A 20,195-nucleotide genomic window follows, 5' to 3' on the forward strand; every position below is an offset into this window, starting at 1 on the left:
CCAGTGCAGGCAACAAAAAGGCTTTACCTTTTAATTGTCATACGTATAATGCACAGCGCGCTAGGGGTGTAGTTCGAATTGGTAGAACAGCGGTCTCCAAAACCGATGGTTGGGGGTTCGAGTCCCTCCACCCCTGCCACTTTCTCTCCGAGTTTTTTTCAGGCTACACTTTTACAAATTCCAGCAAAGCTCAAGTCTTAATAAACTCCCTTTTTGGTCGTTTTTATTTAGTAGTGCATTCTTGGTGTTTTCGCTTGAGCAGATTTGCAAAATTCGATTTGTCATTCAATATCTCACATCATTGCAGTACACTACGACTACGTTATTACTACGCTACGTCTGCTTGCCGGTATTATTATGCTCATTACGCCTTATCAACACGCAGTTTTGCAAGAGATGGGTATTCCCGTTTGGATATCTAAAGAAGCCTATTTTGCCGCACAAAATAGTAAAGAAGGCAATGCTACTAATGACAGTGCGGCCAATGAAAATATGGCTAATGGCAAGACAGCCGGTAATAAGACGGCTAAATTGCTTTCTAGAGAAAATGCGCTTGCTCCAGTATCTAACAAGCCTATTTCACAGCAAGAAAAGCAGTCGCGACTCGATCAGCTAAGAGTCGATATTGGTGGAGCGCCAGCTTCTAAAGAAAGCCCACCCATTAAAGAAAGCTCGGCCACTAAAGAAAGTTCAGCCACCACTAAGCCACAATCCGCTCAAAGCGATACCAGTTCTCAGTCTCAACCACTGGGTATACCGCTAAGTGCTAGTCAGAAAGTAGCAAGTGCAGCATGGCTTTCTGATCTCACATTAGCCTGCGTGCAGCTAGGTCTCTCCTCGAGCCAGGTAAATGTATTCATTGGAACAACACTCAGTATTCGTGAAGACGCTATAGTTTTACCTGCACCGCCAACGCAACTCAATACGCAACAAAAACGAGACTTATGGCAGGCATTAATATCAACTAGCCAACATAGCGAGTAAGCACGAATGCTAAACTTGACCATTGCTAACTCGCATACGCCATTAGATTCTGTTATCAAGGCTCATCGCATTCACGAGTCTGTGCACGTGGATCCATGGTCTTTTACTACTTTTGAAGACTGTCTCACAACACCTTATTACGGTGTATTCGCTTACTTTAACGAAGAGGTGGTAGGGTTCGCTATTGTGCTTGAAGTGCTGTCAGAAGCTACGTTAATGGATATAGCTGTAGACAAAAAGGCAAGAGGCAAAGGACTTGGTAAAGCACTGCTTACGTTTGTGCTAGAGCAATCAACGCTACACGGTATGGATGAGATGTGGCTTGACGTGAGGGAAAGTAATGAAGTTGCCATTTCCCTTTATAAACAGCAGGGATTTTCCTATATAGATACACGGAAAAATTACTACCCCACAGGAACAGGCAGAGAGAATGCATTAGTCATGAAGTGGTGTAATGCATAGCAGAAGAGTGCTCCACTGCCATATCACCTAATTAAAATAGCATTCAATAGCAAAATTGTTCGATTGTGAAGATAAAAAACAAAGGTTTCGTAGGCACATGTAGCTGTAACTAAAAGTTGACCACGTGGTCATATCGTATCTTCCATTTTTCCGCGTTTCATTCCAATTAGGCTGGTTTTACCTTATAGTCGCGCTCATTACAGGTAAGGTATCTTAATGCGCTGCAACAGTGTCACTGTAGCCAACTGGATCTAATGATCATGCAACACACCTCCACAATAGATAAAACTCAGTCTAAAGGTATTAAAATGCTTTTAGTTGCCGTGCTGTGCCTGGGGTTTAACTGGCCTGGAATGAAAGTAGGGCTAGAGATAGTTTCCCCGCTGTGGATGGTGAGTTTACGCTTTCTACTTAGCTTACCAGTACTAGCGCTTTTTGTAGTGTTAACCAAGAAGCGGTTACCTGTACTCAATCGAAAAGACAGATCCGTCATTCTTGTTGTTGGTTTTTTTCAATTTGTTTTGTCGATGGGTTTAATCACGGTCTGTCTACAGTTCATTCCGGCAGGAACAGCAAGCATCCTCATTTACACCACGCCGCTTTGGATGTTGCTAATTGATACCTTATGGTACAAACAGCGTGCTCCATTGAAGCGACTCATACTTACCGCTGTTTCTACCGTTGGCTGCACAATGATTTTGTTGGCATCTGGTGAGCCGGGCGCACGTCTGCCATTGTTGGGAATGTTAGTCGCCTCTGCGCTTTGGGCTGTAGCAATCCGCAGAGTGTCATTTCACAAGTGGCAGGGCAGCGTTATCGAGGCAGTGTTTTGGCAGTTCGCCATCGCAGGAGTTGCTATGGTGGGTTTAGCATTGGCTTTTGAACCTATTCCAGATTTTGCACTTTACACATGGGAAGACTGGCTTTTATTAACCTACATTGGTCCGGTGGCAACAGGACTGGGATTTGGATTAATGGTGGCGGCAGGGCCAAAGCTTCCTCCTGAAAAAATTGTCCTTATTTCTACGCTGACTCCAATAGTTGGCTATGTAAGCTCGGTGGTTATTTTACAGGAAACCTTATTGCCAATGGTCGTCGCTGGTGCAGTGTTAATGATTGCTGCATTGATAGTGAGCGGGTTGTCACCACACACATTGAAAAAAGTATTTAGGCTACCCTAGGCCTCTGCACTTTTTATGAAGAGTGTGTTGTTGCACACTTCGTCCAAGTAGGAAGGGGCTACTGTACTACCTTTTTTGTGCACGAATTATACAATTTCGACCTTTGTTTTTCGCAGTATAAAGGGCTTTATCTGCCCGTCTAAATGCGTCGACTATAGCATTTGAGCCCGTACATACAGTCCAGCCAATACTGGCACCCACTTTTCTATCCCTTAATTCTGTAAGAGAAAGCCCATTGATACCATCGTGTACGTCGTTAAGCGCTACCGCAATATTCCGGTCGCTGCCTACCAGTTCTTCAAAACTAGCGTCGACAAATAAGTCTACACTTCTTCTGTTAGGTAGATTGGTAAGCGCATCTTTAGATGCTAATTCAGCCAGCATTTTGTTTGACTGCTCGAGTTCTAAGGTTCTCTCTTTTACCAAAGACTCTAAGATAGACGTTTGTTCGCTTTTCATTAGTGCCACCTCCTTTTCTGCATCCCTTTCTTTTTGAAGTCGCTTTATCAAGTAATTCGAGGTTATTACTATCATAAACATGCAGGTGAGTAAGATTCTGGCCATGAGGGTTGCCACAGGATCCCAAGATGAAAGTGTATTATTGAGCGCGATAAGTACTAAAAACATAGAGCTCAAAGTGATAGGTAACATTGTGAATGCAAACCGTTTTGCTATGTCCGATCCTCGCTTATGCTCCACTATAACTATGTCTTGCCTATGGCGTTTATAGTTCTGATACTTTATCGCTAATGTTAGCAATAGTTGACAACTTCCAACCACGTGTTACGGTTAAAAAGGCTGTTTTAAAAGGATAAGCAGTGTCATATAAATCTAAACGTTGAAAAATGGAAAAATGGAAAAATGCTCTAGTGCGACTAGGGTTTGCTACATTAATGCCTCTGACTCTACCTGCACTTGCGGAGAATTATGAGGCAAAAATTTGTTACAACTGTAACGAAACGGAAGCAAAAGCGTTTGCTTTATCTAAAGAGTTTGAGCCCAACCTGACATGTCATGCCGATGACATTTTCAGCCCTTCTTACACGCAACAATGTTACTCACAGCCTAATCAAGTCTTAGTTGCAAACTACGCAACAGGACAAATCTGGGGATTTGACGTCTATCATGACAATCAAGGCAGTCCGGAATATTTAGTTTCACTAAAGGCGGAAAAATTCGCTGTTCAAGATGACGCAAAAAAAGTGATGACAGACATCCTTGCCACTTACAGAAAACTTGACAATACTGTTGCTGCTATAAATCAAGAGTTAACGAATCCCGCGACTGTGTTTGGTGGGCTGGGCACATCGACTACTTTTTGCGAATTCAAGCATGCTAAGCTTTAGCACTTCCTCTGCGCAAAACTGCAGCGATAATGCTTATATTGCCCAAGCAGTAAGAGCCGCATTCCAAGCTTCGGCGATTTCACGTGTTCAGTGCTATGTTCAAAACTACTACGATACGAACTTCCCAGATCCAACGGAAGAATTCGATTACACGCGATTTACTGGGATCTCTTTTTCTGCTGGAGCAGGAAATATAGGTATCGGCGGACGTTGGGAATATGTGACCAGAACGAGAGCGCTTGTCGCAAATTTCTATGGCGATGACCGGATTACCACGATGATGTGGGCGTCAGAAACCAAGTTGTTTACAATATTTCCGTGAATAACGGCTATGTAGACATTGATGTGAACAAGGATGGCTCGGTCATTGACGGGTTAACGCTTAGGTCGCTCGAGTTGGGGGGAGCAGATAATGTTAGTCCATGTTTTCTTGAGCAACTTAACAAGTATTTGCCAGCCAAAGATTCAATAAACTTTGGTCAACTTGCAAAGATAGCTGGATTTAGCCTGCATGCAGGGGTTTTTGCTGATACCCATCAAAAAGATAAGCTCGAGCGATTATGTAGGTTTATAGCAAGGCCTGCGGTGAGTGAAAAACGCTTAAGCCTCACCACAACAGGCAATATCAGATATGAATTAAAAACGCCATATACAAACGAAACCACACATGTATTTTTTTCACCGATTGATTTCATAAGTAAACTGGCAGCCTTGGTGCCACCACCTAGACTCAACCTTACCCGTTTTTACGGGGTATTTGCGCCAAATGCCAATGTACGAGCAGAAGTCACGGCCTCGCAGCGTGGTAAGAATAGCCCTCGGTTGGCCCAGGACTTAAAGTATCCAGATAAGCTGTACCATGCACGCAGTATGAGCTGGGCACAGAGGCTCAAACGTGTATTCAACATCGACATTACCGAGTGTGAGTCTTGTAAAAAGACCAACGTCAAACTTATCGCTTGTATTTCCGACCCTACGGTCATCTACAAAATAATTATGCATTTAGACAAATTAGACTCTCCGATTACCGCCAATACTTGTCGAGCCCCGCCGCTTTTCGAAATCGTACAATCCACAGTGGTTGATGACTACACCATTCAACGAGATTTTGACTTTGGGGCATAAGTGTTACATCAACAGATCGCTTGAACATGCAATATGTTGAGGCAAAAGCCTCTATAAATCTGATTTCAGATGTTAGTACTAAAGACCAGGTAACCTGCTTATCTTAACGACTACTCATTTCGCGCTATTTTCAGAACACTCATTCGATATATGCAAAAGCCCGACTCAAATACAGCTGTCACTATGTATTGCCTATAGCGTTTATAGTTCTTATACTCAAAAATCCTAGACATTCGCCTAGGGCTTTTTTAACAGTTACTACCTAAATTGATCATCTAGAAGCTTTTTAATTAAAATTTCTATTGTTCAAATATTGTTGAACACAATATTTGACAAAAGAATAAACCGCCCAAGGTGGTAGAAAAATAGTCGTTAAAAAGTAATTTATTATTTTACTGGTTCTCTGCTTTTCGTTCCTTAGAACTACGAAAAGTAATAGTGTCGAAATAACAGAAAACATTATAACGCCTTTAACGATGTCTGATGTGTTCAATAGAATCATCAGTTTCTCCTAGTGTGGAAGCTGACATGGATATTCTGGTGTGCAATGAGATATTTTAACGTAACCTCTTCTGTAACTAGAGTCAGTAAACGTTATAGAAACTTGGTTATTTCTCACGGCCCAATCGACTAGTGCTTGAAAGCCTTGGTACTCTGGGGCATGGTATATAGCACCTGAGCTAAACAGAGATTCTTCCAATGGCACTTCATTTCCACTTTTATCATATACTTTGATGATTTGAAACTGGAAAAACTCTCCTGAGCTAACTGAATTATAGCCGACAAGCTTAGCGATAGCTGATGAGCCGTCTTGAAAGTTAAGATCTACAACAACAGCTAATAATTGATTTATAAATCCACCTAAACTCATTACCGATCCCCAATAAAAACCCCACGTATTCCCAGCATCAATCGTAGAGTTGTAATATCGACCAATTCATTCTGAAGCCTAGAGTTTCCAAGTAAATCAAAAGCACTTTCTGCGTAATAGTATGGAACTTCTCTAGAAGTATCGAAAAAGTCCAAAATACCAGTATCTTTGAATGCAGAATCAACCATTAGCCTGTGATCAGGTTTGAGTAAGTGTTTATGAACGGATGTGTTTTTAAAATTAAGAAGCAAAACAATGAGCGAAGATATTAAAATTTATGTTGCAGACCTAGCTGCATACAACAACGGCATACTACACGGTGTTTGGATTGATGCCACGCAAGAGATTGACGATATTCAACAACAAATCAATGCGTCATTACCCAACAGCCCATAAGACGATGCCGAAGAATATGCCATTCATGATTATGAAGGCTTTGCAGGTTATTCAATCTCTGAATATGAAGGTATTGAACGAGCGCACGAAGTTGCATGTTACATTGAAGAAAATGGCGAAATTGCATGCGAATTATTATCTCATTTTGGCGATAGTATCGACGATGCGCAAAAAGCCATTGAAGACAATTATTGTGGCTGTTATGCCTCACTGGCTGACTATGCTGAAGAGCTGATCGAAGAAACTAAAAAAACTCCTGAGTTTTATATCGATTATGAAAAGATGGGACGTGATATGGAGTTTGGCGGCGATGTCTTCACCATCGAAACGGGCTATTAGGAAGTCCATTTTTTCTGGAACCATTAAACAGGCGAGCTCATGCCTTTTCTTGCTGATAGGGCGGGAGCTTACTTTTTGCAGCGCACTTTTAGGGCTCAGAGGCCTTACAGCCTAAATCGCTCATACTTCGTTTGTCTTGTTCGCGCTGTCGTCAAGCTGAGCCCAAAAAAGTGTCAATAATGCCGGCTATTGGTACTTTCAGTCCCTATAGCATCTTTGTTTTAAACCGAAGCGGTTTATGATTTATGTATTTTACGGCGCTTAACGCCGTGAAACTTAATAGTGGTAAACCATGTTTTATCATGTTAGTTTATACATATTGTTTTTTACGGCGTTTAGCGCCGTAAATAAAGCTAATGGTAAACTAAAAAGGGTTTTGCGCTTGGTTAACAGCACTACTTCACATGATGATGTAGCAAAAGGGGCTTATAAACAGTCACTTAAAGCGCTTCTACCCTATGGCATGCTGGCGACTAAAAAGTGGCTGGCTGAACAAGGCCTGAGCGCCCATGCCATCGATAATGCAGTGAAAACAGAAACCTTGTTATTACTGGCTACTGGCGTATATAGCCAGTATTCCCGCTCACTGAGCTGGGAAGGGGTGGTTGCCTCTATGCAGCGTATGGATATGAATAGCTCGAATACTCTGCCTTCGGTGATCGTTGGCGGGTTGTCAGCATTGTCATTATCGGGACTGTCGCAGTATCTGTCGTTAGGCAGTAAGCCACATATTCATTTATATGCACAAGGCAAGTTGCCATCATGGCTGGGGCGTTTGTCATTGCCCGTTGAATGTGAGGGGCATAGTACCAATACCTTGTGGCCTGAATGGCTGTTACAAGACAAATCGTTTATCAAGCAGCACGAATGGGAGGCAGAACTGCCCCCAGTGTATTTTTCATGCCCTGAAAAAGCGTTGTTGGAACTGCTGGTGGATTTGCCCGATGCTGTAAGCTTTGAACATGCTGATGAGCTAATACAGGGGCTAGTGAATTTATCACCCAGAAAACTCGATACACTTTTAAAAGCCTGTAAAAGTGTGAAGGTAAAACGCTTGTTTTTCTGGCTGGCTAAACGTCAAGCATACCCTTGGTTTGACAAGCTGAATGTCGAGGATTATGACTTAGGCTCAGGTAAGCGTGTGGTAGCCAAAAGCGGTAAATTGGATACGGATTATTTAATCACAGTCCCTTCAAATATGGTGCAGTCACATATGGCGAAGGAAAGCGAAAGCTAGCCCTGATAAAAAATGAGAGATAGAAGCAGTATTTATTACAAGCAAGTGCAGTTATTGATGCAGGTTTTGCCTTTTGTCGCCAAGCAAGAATGCTTTGCGCTAAAAGGTGGTACGGCAATCAATCTCTTTGTCAGAGAGTTTCCGCGCTTGTCGGTTGATATTGATCTGGTTTATCTACCCATGAAAGGCCGAGATGAGGCATTGCAGGAAATATGCGAAGCATTAGATGCCATTAGCGCAGATTTAAAAGCTGCGTTTAAAGATGTAGAGCTAACCGAAGCTTACAGGTCAAAGCGCGATGCGCTCAGACTAATCGTTGGCCGTAATGGTGTGCAGATTAAAGTCGAACTGTCGCCTGTGTTACGTGGCACGGTTTACGATCCGCAAATGATGGAAGTATGCGCCGCTGTAGAAGATGAGTTTGGTTATGCAGAAGTGCCTGTGGTGGACTTGGCTGATCTTTATGCTGGCAAAATATGCGCCGCATTAGATAGGCAGCACCCAAGAGACTTATTCGATGTGAAATGGCTCTTGGAAAATGAAGGCCTGACGGATGAGATACGAAAAGCATTAATTATCTATCTCTCAAGTCACAATCGGCCAATGGCCGAATTGTTAAAGCCACAATTTAAAGATATAGCAGCCATTTATGCAGGTGAATTTGCAAACATGGCCAAAACGGATATACCGCTTGAAGAGCTGGTAGCTGTTCGAGAGCGTTTGGTAGAACTTATTCACCAAGGGCTGACCGACAGTGAAAAAGGTTTTTTATTGTCGTTTAAAAACCGTGAGCCGGATTGGGCTTTACTTGAGCTTGATAATGTGAGTGACCTTCCGGCCATTAAATGGAAACAGATTAATCTGGCCAAAATGCCAGATGACAAACATAAGCTGGCGTTAGAAAAGCTAAAAGAAGTACTGAGTGTTTGATTTATAGTACTTCGTTATTTTGCTAGAATAGCGCTCAAATTTTTCAAGGCTTTGATGGGAGGTTTTGCTGGCTGTAGGCCGTGGCAATCTACTTACGCTCTTTATTGAGTGAAACATCGGGGCTTAGAGTTAACTTTATTTTTTTGTACAAATAGTTGTACAAAATGGGAATTTAGATACATGGCAAACGCCGATTTTCTTAATGAAATCAATAAGCGAAGAACTTTCGCTATCATATCGCACCCTGATGCGGGTAAAACCACTATCACTGAAAAAGTATTGCTGTTCGGTCGTGCCCTGCAAACTGCTGGTACGATTAAAGGAAAAAAGTCGGGCCAACATGCCAAGTCAGATTGGATGGAAATGGAAAAAGAACGTGGCATATCCGTGACGACCTCGGTTATGCAATTTCCTTACAACGATCACCTAGTCAATCTTCTCGATACACCAGGACACGAAGATTTCTCTGAAGATACTTATCGTACACTTACGGCCGTTGACTCCTGTTTAATGGTGATTGACGCCGCGAAAGGGGTAGAAGACAGAACCCGTAAGTTGATGGAAGTTACCAGACTGCGCGACACGCCCATTATTACCTTTATGAACAAGCTGGACCGTGACATTCGCGATCCGTTAGAACTTCTCGATGAAGTTGAAACCGAGCTAGATATTCTTTGTGCTCCTATTACGTGGCCCATTGGCAGCGGAAAGCGATTTAAGGGTATCTATCATCTGTATCGTGATGAAACCGTGTTATACCAAAGTGGTCAAGGTCACACTATTCAGGAAGTGCGCACTATCAAAGGGCTGAATAATCCTGAGCTTGATGATGCAGTAGGTAGTGAGCTGGCAAATACGTTGCGCGATGAACTTGAATTAGTGCGCGGAGCGTCAAACGACTTCGACAAAGAGCTGTTTTTAGAGGGGCAATTAACCCCAGTATTCTTTGGAACTGCACTAGGTAACTTTGGTGTTGACCACATGCTCGATGGCCTAGTTGAGTGGGCGCCTGAGCCTCTAGGCCGCGAAACTGAAGTAGGAAAAGTTGACAGCAAAGACGCCAAGTTCAGCGGCTTTGTATTTAAAATACAAGCCAACATGGATCCAAAGCACCGAGACCGAATTGCATTTTGCCGAATTGTGTCTGGTAAATACGAAAAAGGCATGAAAATGCGCAATAGCCGGTTAGGCAAAGATGTTCGTATTTCTGATGCACTTACGTTTTTAGCCGGCGACCGCTCATTACTCGAAGAGGCCTATGCGGGTGACATTATCGGTTTACACAACCACGGTACTATTCGGATTGGCGATACTTTTACATCCGGTGATGACTACCGATTTAGCGGTATTCCTAATTTCGCTCCTGAGCTATTCAAGCGTATCCGTTTGAAAGATCCGCTCAAGCAAAAGCAATTATTAAAAGGCCTTATACAGCTCTCAGAAGAGGGCGCGGTTCAGGTGTTTCGTCCGCTCGCGAATAACGATCTTATTGTTGGCGCCGTTGGTGTACTTCAGTTTGATGTAGTGGTTGCGCGTCTTAAAGCCGAGTACAACGTTGAAGCGTTGTATGAGCACATCAATGTAAGCACGGCGCGCTGGGTTTACTCTGATAATGAGAAAAAACTCGACGAGTTTCGTCGAAAAGGCGAGCAAAACCTTGCGCTAGATGGCGGCGATAACCTCACTTACATTGCACCGACTATGGTGAACCTTCAGTTAGCGCAAGAGCGTTACCCAGACATTCAGTTTACGAACACGCGCGAAAATTAAGAACACACTATGAATATACATGCTCTATTAGTTAAACGATTCAGTGAAGCACTTCAAAAAATGGGCGTTGAAAACGCGCCTATTCCCGTTTCTCGCAGTGCTCGTCCAGAATTTGGTGAGTATCAGTTTAACGGCGCGATGGCGCTGGCTAAGCAATTGCGCCAAAAGCCTCGCGACATTGCAGATAAAATTGTCGACATTGTTGAACTTGACGACGTATCTTCAAAATTAGAAGTCGCCGGCCCAGGCTTCATCAACATTCACTTGAGTGACGAATGGCTTGCTAGCCAATGTGAAATTTCACTTGCTGACCCTCGCGTAGGCATCGCTAAGTCGGATGAACAAAATATCGTCGTTGACTACTCTTCACCAAACTTAGCCAAAGAAATGCATGTGGGGCACTTGCGAACCACTATTATTGGTGACGCAGTAGTGAAGGTGCTTGAGTTTTTAGGGCATAAGGTCATTCGCCAAAACCACATGGGCGACTGGGGTACACAGTTTGGCATGTTGCTGGCTCATTTGTCTGACAAGCTCCAAGAAGAAGTGGCTGAAACCGCGCTGTCTGACCTAGAAGACTTTTATCGCGAAGCTAAAGTTCGTTTTGATAACGAAGAGGGGTTTGCTGACCGCGCTAGAGAATACGTTGTGAAGCTTCAAGGCGGAGACGAGCAGTGTTTGGCACTGTGGGAGAAATTTATCGATGTATCGATTACCCATTCGGAAGAAGTGTATAAAAAACTCAATGTAAGTTTAACCCGCGACGATATTATGGGCGAGTCTGCGTACAATGATGATTTGGCCAATGTTATCGCCGAACTTAAAGCCAAAGGTATTGCCGTTGAAGACCAGGGCGCACAGGTCGTTTTTATTCCTGAACTTGCCGATAAAGAGGGTAACCCTGCGGTTTATATCGTTCAGAAATCTGGCGGTGGATACCTTTATGCTACTACCGACCTTGCAGCCATGCGCTATCGCAGCGGCACGCTTAATGCCGACCGCACGCTGATACTTACCGATGCTCGTCAAGCTCTGCACTTTAAACAAACAGAAATTGTAGGTCGCAAAGCGGGCTTTATGCTTGAAACCCAAACTTATGAGCACTGCCCGTTTGGCATGATGTTAGGTAGCGATGGCAAGCCCTTCAAAACGCGTACGGGTGGAACGGTTAAGTTGGTCGAGTTGCTAGACGAAGCGATTGAGCGCGCAGGTAAACTCATTGCTGAACGTGACAACGATTTAAGCGAAGACGAACTGAATGAAGTTGCCTACAAAGTAGGTATTGGTGCGGTGAAATATGCCGACCTATCTAAGAACCGTACCACTGACTATATGTTTAATTGGGACTCGATGCTGAGTTTTGAAGGCAATACAGCGCCTTATCTGCAGTATGCTTACACTCGAGTGAAAAGTTTATTTAGAAAGGCTGGGGTGGACATGGCGTCTATGCCGGTTGATATCTCATTGGTTGAGAAACAAGAGCATGCGCTAGCGGTACTTCTTTTACAATTTGAAGAAGTTATCAGCATGGTGTCTCGCGAGGCAACGCCGCATATTCTTTGCACTTATTTGTACGATGTGGCATCGGCCTTTATGACGTTTTATGAGGCGTGCCCAATGCTGAAAGACGGCATTGAGCCAACAACGCGCGACAGCCGGTTGGCATTGTCAGCTTTAGTTGCCAATACGTTGGAAAAAGGTTTGACCCTTCTCGGTATCGAAACACTAGAAAAAATGTAATCTACGTCATACATTATACAGAATAAAGCAGAGTATAAGACAAAGGCTGGCAGTAATGTCAGCCTTTTCTTCTTTGCAAACTAGGTCAATACGGCTTAGTCTTTGTGGCTTAAAGCGCATATCGGTAACCGCTTTTAGCGATAAAATGCCATAAAAATAAAAGCTGATAATGTAAACAGTTTAAAATGACAGAATAACAAAAGGAAAGCCAATGACAAAAATACTCGCATTCGCTGGTAGTACTCGAGACGGTTCGTTTAATAATGCTATCGTTAAAGTAGCCGCTGAAGGGGCAAAAGAAGCAGGGGCAGATGTAACCGTTATTAATCTAGCTGATTATCAAATGCCAATATTCAATGAAGACGAGGAGGCGGAATTTGGTATTCCAGAAAAAGCATTGGCGTTTAAAGCGCTGTTAATGGAGCACGATGGTTTTCTCATTGCGTCGCCTGAATATAACTCCAGCTATCCTGCGTTGCTGAAAAACGCTATCGACTGGGCTTCTAGAATGAGTGAAGGTGAAAAGCCGCTTCAAGCATTCAAAGGAAAGGTTGCTGGTATTATGGCTGCATCTGCTGGTGGGTTAGGCGGCTTAAGAGTGCTGGTAGTGCTTAGAATGCTGTTAGAAAACATCGGCGTTATTGTGAGCCCAAATCAAAAGGCCATAGCGAAAGTCAATACACTGCTTGATGATTCTGGCAACGTAAGCGATGAAAAAACAATTAAGCAACTTAAAAACCTAGGCAAAGAAACGGCAGCTCTTGCGCGTAAGCTTGCTGAAAAATAGCGTGGCTGACAAGTAAATCGTCAAACATATCAGTTAACGAGAAAGCCGGAAAAGCTCAGTCCACATGACGAGTTGCTTTATGATAAAAGCGCGGCTCTAGGGCTGCGCTTTTATAGATTGATTAGCGAAAAAGCCCAGTGAGCTTTAGTCGCAGAGTTGTTCACCTACACGTTTATTGTTGTGGACGGCGCTTGAGTTGGCGTCAAGGTTCAATGCACAAAAGGGTTGAGAAAATGGCTCACTCAATGCCTCTCGACGTTTCTAGATAACTCGCGAAACTGCCAAGCCAGTGGCTTCCCATATAGTGCATATCCTCTAGCACGGCGTTTAATCCTGCATCGCGATGTGCTTTCATCACCTTTTGCAAGGCGCTTATTCGCGGATCATTGGTATCTAAGGCATGTATAATGCCTTCAATCATCCAAGCTCTGCTAATGTTTAGACCGTCTAAATGTGCTAATTTTCCATCGGTCTTATCTGTAACTGTAGCGGGTTCAAGCCAGTTAATGCTAGTACTGGTGAGCGTTGGGAAGAAGTCAGTGAGCCATTTACCGTATTCTTTCTCAGATAAAACCCGGCGCATTAAGTCTGCCTCTGCTAAACAAGGCGAAAGAAAGTCCTGCCCTGATGGCTCATAGTGTATTGGGCACTGGGTATCATCTTCGTAGTAATCTTTTATTCTCGACATCAGTAAGACTTCAAAAGATTCATTATTTGCAATACGGCTCCAATCAAGCATTAAGCCAAACGCGAAAGCCGTTTGACTGTGCTCTCCTGTGCGTATGGGGTAAGCGAGTTTGGGTAGCCAACTTTCTATACGTTCAACAATAATATCTTCCAGCGGCTTTAGGCGCGACATCCAAATGGCAGCTTCAGGCAATGACGATTGGCGCAGCTCTCCGGTTAGCTGTAAAAACCATGCTAAGCCGTAGGGGCGCTCGAACGCCTTGTTATTCGGCCGTTGTATTGTTGCTATTTCACCCTCTATATTTCGCTGGCTAAAACTTTTATTTAAACTGGCAATAATGGTATCGATTGCAATATCATCGCCACCGGTATTAAGTAATCGAACCAATAACCAATGACCGTGTACGGAAGAATGCCAATCGAGACAGCCATAAAATGCAGGATAAAGGGCTTTTGGCGTCTTAGCATCGGCATCGCTGCTCATGGTGTGTTTGATAATATTTGGGTATTCTTGGTGAATACATTGAAGTGCGAGGTCTGAAAATACCTTTTTATAGCCGCTATTATGTTTGATGGCACTTTTGCCATGGGCATTTGCTGCGCTTACATCACTATTTTTGTTTGCATTAACTTGTGAATAAGTCGTTGAGTAGGGGATAGTATGTCCAGCAGTATCACTGGAAGCATTGACACTGAAAAAAAATGAGATACCGGTTAGAAAGCAGAGAGAGACGTGACCGACTTTTCGCATAGCGTTTCCTTTTAAGTAAGTATAGTAATTACGAAGAAGAGACTAACTTACTTCTAGGGCGTTTAATATCTCTTCATAATCACGAGTACAGCCTATTTCTCTATCAAGCCACTCGCGGTTGTAATAAGTATCAAGATAGCGCTCTCCGCTGTCACACATTAGCGTAACAATAGAGCCCTTTTCACCGTTTGCCATCATAGATTGGGCTACAGCTAATGCCCCCCACAAATTCGTTCCTGTTGATGGGCCTGCTTTTATTCCCATAGTATCATTTAACCAGTGCATGGTGGCAACGCTCGCTGCATCAGGCACTTGTATCATATCGTCAATAACATTAGGCTGAAATGACGCTTCAACTTTGGGTCTACCAATACCTTCGATTCTGCTGCCTCTAGTGGCAATTAATGATGAGTCTCGCTGTTTGTAACTGTTATAAAAAACCGAGAATTCAGGGTCTACCACCACTAATTTAGATGCCATGCCTTTAAAGCGAATGTATCGCCCGATGGTGGCAGAGGTACCACCTGTGCCCGCACTCATCACGATAGTATGAGGCAGTGGGTGCGGCTCGGCTTCCATTTGATTAAAAATACTTTCAGCTATGTTGTTATTACCTCGCCAATCTGTGGCGCGTTCAGCAAACATGAACTGGTCCATAAAGTAACCGTTATTCTTTTCAGCAACACGAATAGCCTCATCGTGCATTTGTGTCGGGCAGTCGACAAAATGACAGCGACCGCCAAATTGCTCGATGAGCGCAATTTTTCTCTGCGCGGTAGAGCGAGGCATAACGGCAATGAATGGGACACCAATCATGCGAGCAAAATAGGCTTCAGATACGGCAGTACTTCCCGAGGATGCTTCCACGACGGTAGTGTAATGGTTGATTTTACCATTACACAATGCATACAAAAACAGTGAGCGGGCAAGTCTGTGCTTCAGACTGCCGGTTGGGTGAGTGCTTTCATCCTTGAGATATATATCTATGCCATCAAGTTTGAGTGCATCGAGCTTAATAAGATGCGTGTCGGCAGAACGGTGATAATCTGCATTTATTTTTTTTACTGCTTGAGTAACCCAACTTGACATAACGACAGCCTTATAAATGTGGATACAAAAAATAATTAAAATGTAAAGCTAAGGTTAGCAGTGGCCAATGAGTATTTTTGTTCTTATTGTTCTAATAATTATACTTGCTGTGCAGCTAAATTCTTTTTTATACACTTTTTATGCGGTTAATTACTTTTTACTGTTTTTATTTATTGGGAGCCGTAAAAAATTTGATATTGTAGCTAAAATAGAAAGTACAAAACGCATATTTTTCAAGGGACGATTAGTGATACCGAATACGTATTGTAAATTACTGCCATTATTAGTGCAGCTCTTAATCGTATCGCCACTGTGCTTTTCACAGACCACATTAAAAGTAGCCACTTTCAATGTGAGTATGGAGTCTGGCAACTACGAAGCACTGGTTTCCAATGCAAAAAAGATAGGCACCCAATTTACGAATTCAGCGCAAGAGCCCCTCACTGGTACAAAGGTGCTGCAGCATGTTTTGAGTACAGGGGAAAACCCCCAAGTTCGAAATATTGCTGAAATTATTCAACGCATGAATCCGGATGTACTGCTTCTAAATGAGTTCGATTATATTGAAGATAAAGCCAAAGGCGTTGATGCGTTTATCGCAAACTACCTGAATGTTTCTCAACATGGACAGCCCGCAGTCGATTATCCTTATAGCTATATAGCGCCGGTGAACACAGGCATAGCAACTCCCTTTGATCTTGATAACAACGGCAAGGCTGAACAGATTGGCGCCGACGCCCAAGGTTTTGGGCTATATCCAGGGCATTACGGCATGGCAATTTTGTCGAAGTATCCAATAGATGTAGAGAGAATACGCACATTTCAACGTTTTAAATGGCATCATATGCCGCATCCGCAAAAACCGTTCATGCAAGATGGTTTAGAAGAAACGCCTAATGCAAGGCCTTGGTACAACGAAAAAGAATGGGCGGCGTTACGTTTAAGCTCAAAATCTCATTGGGATGTTCCCGTGTTGGTAAATGGCGAGACGATCCATATTTTAGCAATGCATCCAACACCTCCAACCTTCGATGGCGCAGAAGATAGAAACGGTAAACGCAATCATGATGAAATTCGATTTATGGCTGATTATCTCTCCCCAGACAAGGGGGCGTATATTTACGATGACAACAATGATAAGCAAAGTTTATATGCGGATGCGAATTTTGTGGTAATGGGCGATTTCAATGCGGCAGATAAAGGTGATAAATATCGAGCAGGTGTCATTGAGCAACTAATAGAAAATCCCCTTGTGGCAAGTGATACCGTACCCAAAAGCCTAGGGGGAGCTGAATCTTTTGACAGCGAATATAGCGACCGGTTTACTGCGAGTTGGGGGGCTAGGGTCGACTATGTATTGCCGTCAAAAGGGCTTAATGTGTTAAGTTCGGGCGTATTCTGGCCGTCAAGAAAAAGTGAGCTATACAGGCTTGTAGAGAATAGAAACGCTAGCTCAGATCATCGTTTAGTGTGGGTATCGATTTCATTACCCTAGTGAGCAAGAGTAACTATTACTGAGATAAAGCTAGCCAGTATTTCTAGGTTGCGTTATTTTAAACATGTTAATTATTACGTTGACGCTGTTAAAAGAGAATCCCTTGAAGTATCTTTCTTTCTCATTGTTTTTGCTTGTAACCATTCTTGTTTCCTTGCTAATTAATAGTGTTGCGAGGGCATCAGATAATGTTCCTCTTTATCGATATTCTACACAAACTTGGAATACCCAAAATGGATTGCCCCACAATAGCATAAATGCATTAGCTCAAACCTCAGATGGCTATATCTGGGCTGGAACGTGGGAGGGTTTAGCTCGATATAATGGTGCTAAATTCGATATTTTCACTCGGGGTAAAGATACCGGTTTACCTGACTCTGGCATTCGCAGCCTTTTTACTCATGCACAGAACAATGACATGTTGGTCGCGGGAGGCAGAGGGGGATTTACGGTTTTCAAAGATCGTCGCTGGAGTGTCCAGAAGCCAGCGAACTCCATGATTAATCATGCATTTAGAAGTAGCGACGATTCGATTTGGTTGGCTCTTGAAGATGCCGGTCTTGAAGTCAGGTTTTCTGACGGAAGTGAATCTCGATACTTAAGTCATACGAGTGCTTACCGCGTAATCGAGGATAAGGAAAAGCGCATTTGGATAGCCACGAATATAGGTTTATATCAATACAAAAAAGGTAAAGTTGAATTAGTTTCACCAAAAAATAAAGCACTCACAGGACCAACTTTTACGCTAGCACTTGATCAAAATGGTCAAGTATTGGTGGGCACAGAACAAGGGGTTTGGCGTTATAACAAAGAGGGATTCTCAGTTTTACACAGCGAGTTAGTTAATGAATCTATCAGTAGTATTCTGCTTGATAGTCAAAACAATATTTGGATCGGTACTATCAATCACGGTGTCTTTCGACTAAGCCAATTAGGGCTCGAGAAACTTGATGCGAAAGTTGGACTGCCAAATAACCGCATCTTTTCATTGCTTGAGGACATGGAAGGAACAATCTGGGTGGGAACCAACGGCGGTCTTTTCAGTTTACGTCGTGCTCCATTTACCACCTTCACAAAAGACCAAGGCTTAAGTGGCGACTATATCAGAGCAGTGCTAGGAATTGACGATGATTCCGTTTTAGTCGGCAGCAGCAGCGGGCTCGATGTATTTAAAAATGAACAATTCTTACCCGTCATCTCACCGTTAGCTCGTCCCATATCCGTGCTAAGTTTAGCTAAACGCGATAGTGAATCTGTATTAGTAGGAACCTACACCGACGGTGTTTTACTTTACACAAATGGTGAGTTAGTTCCATTTTTAGACCGCTCAAAAGGTCTGCCAAGTAACGAAGTGCGCGCTGTTTTAAAGGCGAGTGACGGACGTATCTGGTTTGGCACGGCGCAGGGACTGACATGCCTGTTGCTCGACGGAAGTCTGCTTCATTACGATGAAAATAATGGTATACCTGCAAATTTTATAATGGGGCTTACCGAAGATAGGTTTGGTCGTGTATGGATCGCTACAGGAATGGGCGTTGCGTATATTGAAAACAGCGTCGTGCATAACCTTACTTTGCCTGACACATCTGATGCACAGTATGCATTTAGTTTTCATGCTGATACTGATGGTATTTGGATGGCGACAGACCGAGGAATCGCATTTTTTAACTTTACTTCCCAAGAAGTGAAGTTCATAGGAAAATCGCAAGGTTTGCCAGTGGATAAAGTGTTTGCCATTGACTTTGATCGACAAGGAAATGCTTGGATAACGTCAAATCAAGGCGTGTTTTTGACGTCTCGCGAAGATTTGGTAGCGAGTAGGAGTCGCTCACAAACTCAGTTGCGGCTTGAACATTTTAAAGAAGAAGATGGCCTCAGAAGCCGGCAAATTAATGGCGGATCACAGCCGTCCATTTTCATAAGCAAAAGCGGTAATGTGTGGCTAGCATCGGCCACGGGCCTTGCAAATATCAAATCACAAAGCCTAGCGCGCATAAAGAGCTTCTCAATTCCAGTAATCATCGAAGAAGTACAGCTCGATGGAAAGGTTGTTTCATCATTTGAGGCGGACACTCCGATTATAGTCCCCCCTAACACGCAACGTATCACTTTTAAATATGCAGGTTTAGGATATGCCATGCCCTCTCGAATTGAGTATCAAACTATATTGGAGGGATACAATGATAGTTGGTCAGATCGCGGACAGTTAAGACTTGCTGAATATACTAATTTGGCACCAAACCACTACTTTTTTAAAGTAAGGGCTCGCTACCCGAACGGTGATTGGCAAGAGGTAGATGCGCCCGTTATATTAAATGTGAAACCGAGTTTTACACAAACTTATATATTTAAAATTGTATTTCTTTTGACTCTATGTGGGCTAACATGGTTAGCATTTAGACTACGCTTTCATCATTTAAAAAGAACTGAAGCAATACTGAGAAAGCGTGTGTCGGAGCAAACCGAGTCGCTTGAATTGCAGACGCGACAATTCGAATACCAAGCTACTCATGATGAATTAACTGGCATTGCTAATAGAAGAGCCTTCGACACGCACGTGCTCTACTTATTCACGTCGGCAAAATCAAACAGTCAATCGCTTTGCTTAGCCATTATCGATATCGACCATTTTAAACAGGTAAACGACAGCTATTCTCATATGGTAGGAGATCAGGTGATAAAAGAAGTGGCATCTTTGATTGCACATTCAATCCCTCATGACGCCCTATGCGCTAGATGGGGCGGAGAAGAATTTACTGTGTTACTGCCGCATCATGGCACAGACCAAGCGCTTAAACAGCTAGATTTGATTAGAAGAAAGGTAAAAGAACACAATTTCGGTTGTATTGCTGCTAATTTAACTATTACTGTGAGTGCAGGATTAGCCAACATAAATATCGCAAGCGACTATGATCGGCTTCTTAATCATGCAGATCAGGCACTTTATCACGCGAAACAACAGGGAAGAGATCAGGTTGCCGTTTACACGCATTCGTATTCTTAGC

16 protein-coding genes, 1 tRNA gene and 2 pseudogenes are annotated in these 20,195 nt (G+C 43.1%); 15 read left to right on the forward strand and 4 right to left on the reverse strand.

All coding sequences use genetic code 11. The features are described from left to right. Positions 1-62 precede the first annotated feature (62 nt). From ACOJR9_RS05525 to ACOJR9_RS05540, 4 genes are all read left to right on the forward strand, one after another. Positions 63-139, forward strand: a tRNA-Trp gene (locus ACOJR9_RS05525). 125 nt (positions 140-264) lie between these two features. Beyond that, on the forward strand, positions 265-984 hold the full coding sequence (locus tag ACOJR9_RS05530; protein WP_420935352.1) for an alanine acetyltransferase: 720 nt from the start codon (positions 265-267) through the stop codon (positions 982-984). 6 nt (positions 985-990) lie between these two features. Continuing rightward, on the forward strand, positions 991-1,446 hold the full coding sequence (gene rimI, locus ACOJR9_RS05535) for a ribosomal protein S18-alanine N-acetyltransferase (protein WP_420935353.1): 456 nt from the start codon (positions 991-993) through the stop codon (positions 1,444-1,446). Positions 1,447-1,706: 260 nt separating this feature from the next. Continuing rightward, on the forward strand, positions 1,707-2,627 hold the full coding sequence (locus tag ACOJR9_RS05540) for a DMT family transporter (protein ID WP_420935354.1): 921 nt from the start codon (positions 1,707-1,709) through the stop codon (positions 2,625-2,627). A gap of 66 nt (positions 2,628-2,693) precedes the next feature. Here ACOJR9_RS05540 and ACOJR9_RS05545 read toward each other — a convergent pair whose 3' ends face one another. After that, positions 2,694-3,086: a GGDEF domain-containing protein gene (locus ACOJR9_RS05545; protein ID WP_420935355.1), complete on the reverse strand. Its 393-nt coding sequence runs from the start codon at positions 3,084-3,086 to the stop codon at positions 2,694-2,696. 386 nt (positions 3,087-3,472) lie between these two features. Here ACOJR9_RS05545 and ACOJR9_RS05550 point away from each other — a divergent pair, with 386 nt between their 5' ends. The 3 genes and pseudogenes from ACOJR9_RS05550 to ACOJR9_RS05560 all read left to right on the forward strand — a co-directional run. Next, positions 3,473-3,973, forward strand: coding sequence for a hypothetical protein (locus ACOJR9_RS05550; RefSeq protein ID WP_420935356.1), 501 nt, complete (start codon positions 3,473-3,475; stop codon positions 3,971-3,973). Continuing rightward, on the forward strand, positions 3,960-4,295 hold the full coding sequence (locus ACOJR9_RS05555; protein WP_420935357.1) for a hypothetical protein: 336 nt from the start codon (positions 3,960-3,962) through the stop codon (positions 4,293-4,295). The genes ACOJR9_RS05550 and ACOJR9_RS05555 overlap by 14 nt, the downstream gene beginning before the upstream one ends. Positions 4,296-4,456: 161 nt before the next feature. Next, positions 4,457-5,098: pseudogene (locus ACOJR9_RS05560) on the forward strand (transposase); the annotation flags it as partial. Between the two features lie 511 nt (positions 5,099-5,609). Here the strand turns inward: ACOJR9_RS05560 and ACOJR9_RS05565 are convergent. Next, positions 5,610-5,969 (reverse strand): hypothetical protein, encoded by a 360-nt coding sequence (locus tag ACOJR9_RS05565; protein ID WP_420935358.1) that lies wholly within the window; start codon positions 5,967-5,969, stop codon positions 5,610-5,612. A 255-nt stretch (positions 5,970-6,224) separates the two neighbouring features. On the opposite strand from ACOJR9_RS05565, the pseudogene ACOJR9_RS05570 reads away from it, so the two are divergent. The 6 genes and pseudogenes from ACOJR9_RS05570 (at position 6,225) to ACOJR9_RS05595 (ending at position 13,168) form a co-directional block, all read left to right on the forward strand. Continuing rightward, positions 6,225-6,704: pseudogene (locus ACOJR9_RS05570) on the forward strand (antirestriction protein ArdA). Between the two features lie 382 nt (positions 6,705-7,086). Continuing rightward, positions 7,087-7,941, forward strand: coding sequence for a type IV toxin-antitoxin system AbiEi family antitoxin domain-containing protein (locus ACOJR9_RS05575; RefSeq protein ID WP_420935359.1), 855 nt, complete (start codon positions 7,087-7,089; stop codon positions 7,939-7,941). A 12-nt stretch (positions 7,942-7,953) separates the two neighbouring features. After that, positions 7,954-8,871: a nucleotidyl transferase AbiEii/AbiGii toxin family protein gene (locus ACOJR9_RS05580; RefSeq protein WP_420935360.1), complete on the forward strand. Its 918-nt coding sequence runs from the start codon at positions 7,954-7,956 to the stop codon at positions 8,869-8,871. 180 nt (positions 8,872-9,051) lie between these two features. Next, complete coding sequence (gene prfC, locus ACOJR9_RS05585) at positions 9,052-10,641, forward strand: peptide chain release factor 3 (RefSeq protein ID WP_420935361.1); 1,590 nt, start codon at positions 9,052-9,054, stop codon at positions 10,639-10,641. Positions 10,642-10,650: 9 nt separating this feature from the next. Next, positions 10,651-12,381 carry an arginine--tRNA ligase gene (gene argS, locus ACOJR9_RS05590; protein WP_420935362.1) on the forward strand — a complete coding sequence of 577 codons (1,731 nt, stop codon included), beginning with the start codon at positions 10,651-10,653 and terminating at the stop codon, positions 12,379-12,381. 211 nt (positions 12,382-12,592) lie between these two features. After that, a complete protein-coding gene (locus ACOJR9_RS05595) occupies positions 12,593-13,168 on the forward strand; it encodes an NADPH-dependent FMN reductase (RefSeq protein ID WP_420935363.1) in 576 nt (191 codons plus the stop codon). Between the two features lie 238 nt (positions 13,169-13,406). On the opposite strand, the gene ACOJR9_RS05600 is transcribed toward ACOJR9_RS05595, so the two are convergent. Both ACOJR9_RS05600 and ACOJR9_RS05605 read right to left on the reverse strand, forming a co-directional pair. Then, positions 13,407-14,606: a DUF2891 domain-containing protein gene (locus tag ACOJR9_RS05600; RefSeq protein WP_420935364.1), complete on the reverse strand. Its 1,200-nt coding sequence runs from the start codon at positions 14,604-14,606 to the stop codon at positions 13,407-13,409. A gap of 42 nt (positions 14,607-14,648) precedes the next feature. After that, complete coding sequence (locus ACOJR9_RS05605; RefSeq protein ID WP_420935365.1) at positions 14,649-15,695, reverse strand: PLP-dependent cysteine synthase family protein; 1,047 nt, start codon at positions 15,693-15,695, stop codon at positions 14,649-14,651. A gap of 67 nt (positions 15,696-15,762) precedes the next feature. Here ACOJR9_RS05605 and ACOJR9_RS05610 point away from each other — a divergent pair, with 67 nt between their 5' ends. Together ACOJR9_RS05610 and ACOJR9_RS05615 are read left to right on the forward strand one after the other, a co-directional pair. After that, on the forward strand, positions 15,763-17,190 hold the full coding sequence (locus ACOJR9_RS05610) for an endonuclease/exonuclease/phosphatase family protein (RefSeq protein WP_420935366.1): 1,428 nt from the start codon (positions 15,763-15,765) through the stop codon (positions 17,188-17,190). Positions 17,191-17,293: 103 nt separating this feature from the next. Next, positions 17,294-20,194 carry a ligand-binding sensor domain-containing protein gene (locus ACOJR9_RS05615; RefSeq protein WP_420935367.1) on the forward strand — a complete coding sequence of 967 codons (2,901 nt, stop codon included), beginning with the start codon at positions 17,294-17,296 and terminating at the stop codon, positions 20,192-20,194. Position 20,195: the final 1 nt, after the last annotated feature.

Origin of the sequence: Alteromonas ulvae, from assembly GCF_048987005.1 — a bacterium.
Classification (GTDB): Bacteria; Pseudomonadota; Gammaproteobacteria; order Enterobacterales; family Alteromonadaceae; genus Alteromonas.

Excerpts from the sequence above, each read along its gene's own strand:
- argS (WP_420935362.1), top strand. The coding sequence starts at position 10,651 with ATGAATATACATGCTCTATTAGTTAAACGATTCAGTGAAGCACTTCAA.
- ACOJR9_RS05605 (WP_420935365.1), bottom strand. The coding sequence starts at position 15,695 with ATGTCAAGTTGGGTTACTCAAGCAGTAAAAAAAATAAATGCAGATTAT.
- ACOJR9_RS05555 (WP_420935357.1), top strand. The coding sequence starts at position 3,960 with ATGCTAAGCTTTAGCACTTCCTCTGCGCAAAACTGCAGCGATAATGCT.
- ACOJR9_RS05550 (WP_420935356.1), top strand. The coding sequence starts at position 3,473 with ATGGAAAAATGGAAAAATGCTCTAGTGCGACTAGGGTTTGCTACATTA.
- ACOJR9_RS05540 (WP_420935354.1), top strand. The coding sequence starts at position 1,707 with ATGCAACACACCTCCACAATAGATAAAACTCAGTCTAAAGGTATTAAA.
- ACOJR9_RS05545 (WP_420935355.1), bottom strand. The coding sequence starts at position 3,086 with ATGAAAAGCGAACAAACGTCTATCTTAGAGTCTTTGGTAAAAGAGAGA.
- ACOJR9_RS05565 (WP_420935358.1), bottom strand. The coding sequence starts at position 5,969 with ATGAGTTTAGGTGGATTTATAAATCAATTATTAGCTGTTGTTGTAGAT.
- prfC (WP_420935361.1), top strand. The coding sequence starts at position 9,052 with ATGGCAAACGCCGATTTTCTTAATGAAATCAATAAGCGAAGAACTTTC.
- ACOJR9_RS05610 (WP_420935366.1), top strand. The coding sequence starts at position 15,763 with ATGAGTATTTTTGTTCTTATTGTTCTAATAATTATACTTGCTGTGCAG.
- rimI (WP_420935353.1), top strand. The coding sequence starts at position 991 with ATGCTAAACTTGACCATTGCTAACTCGCATACGCCATTAGATTCTGTT.
- ACOJR9_RS05595 (WP_420935363.1), top strand. The coding sequence starts at position 12,593 with ATGACAAAAATACTCGCATTCGCTGGTAGTACTCGAGACGGTTCGTTT.
- ACOJR9_RS05580 (WP_420935360.1), top strand. The coding sequence starts at position 7,954 with ATGAGAGATAGAAGCAGTATTTATTACAAGCAAGTGCAGTTATTGATG.
- ACOJR9_RS05600 (WP_420935364.1), bottom strand. The coding sequence starts at position 14,606 with ATGCGAAAAGTCGGTCACGTCTCTCTCTGCTTTCTAACCGGTATCTCA.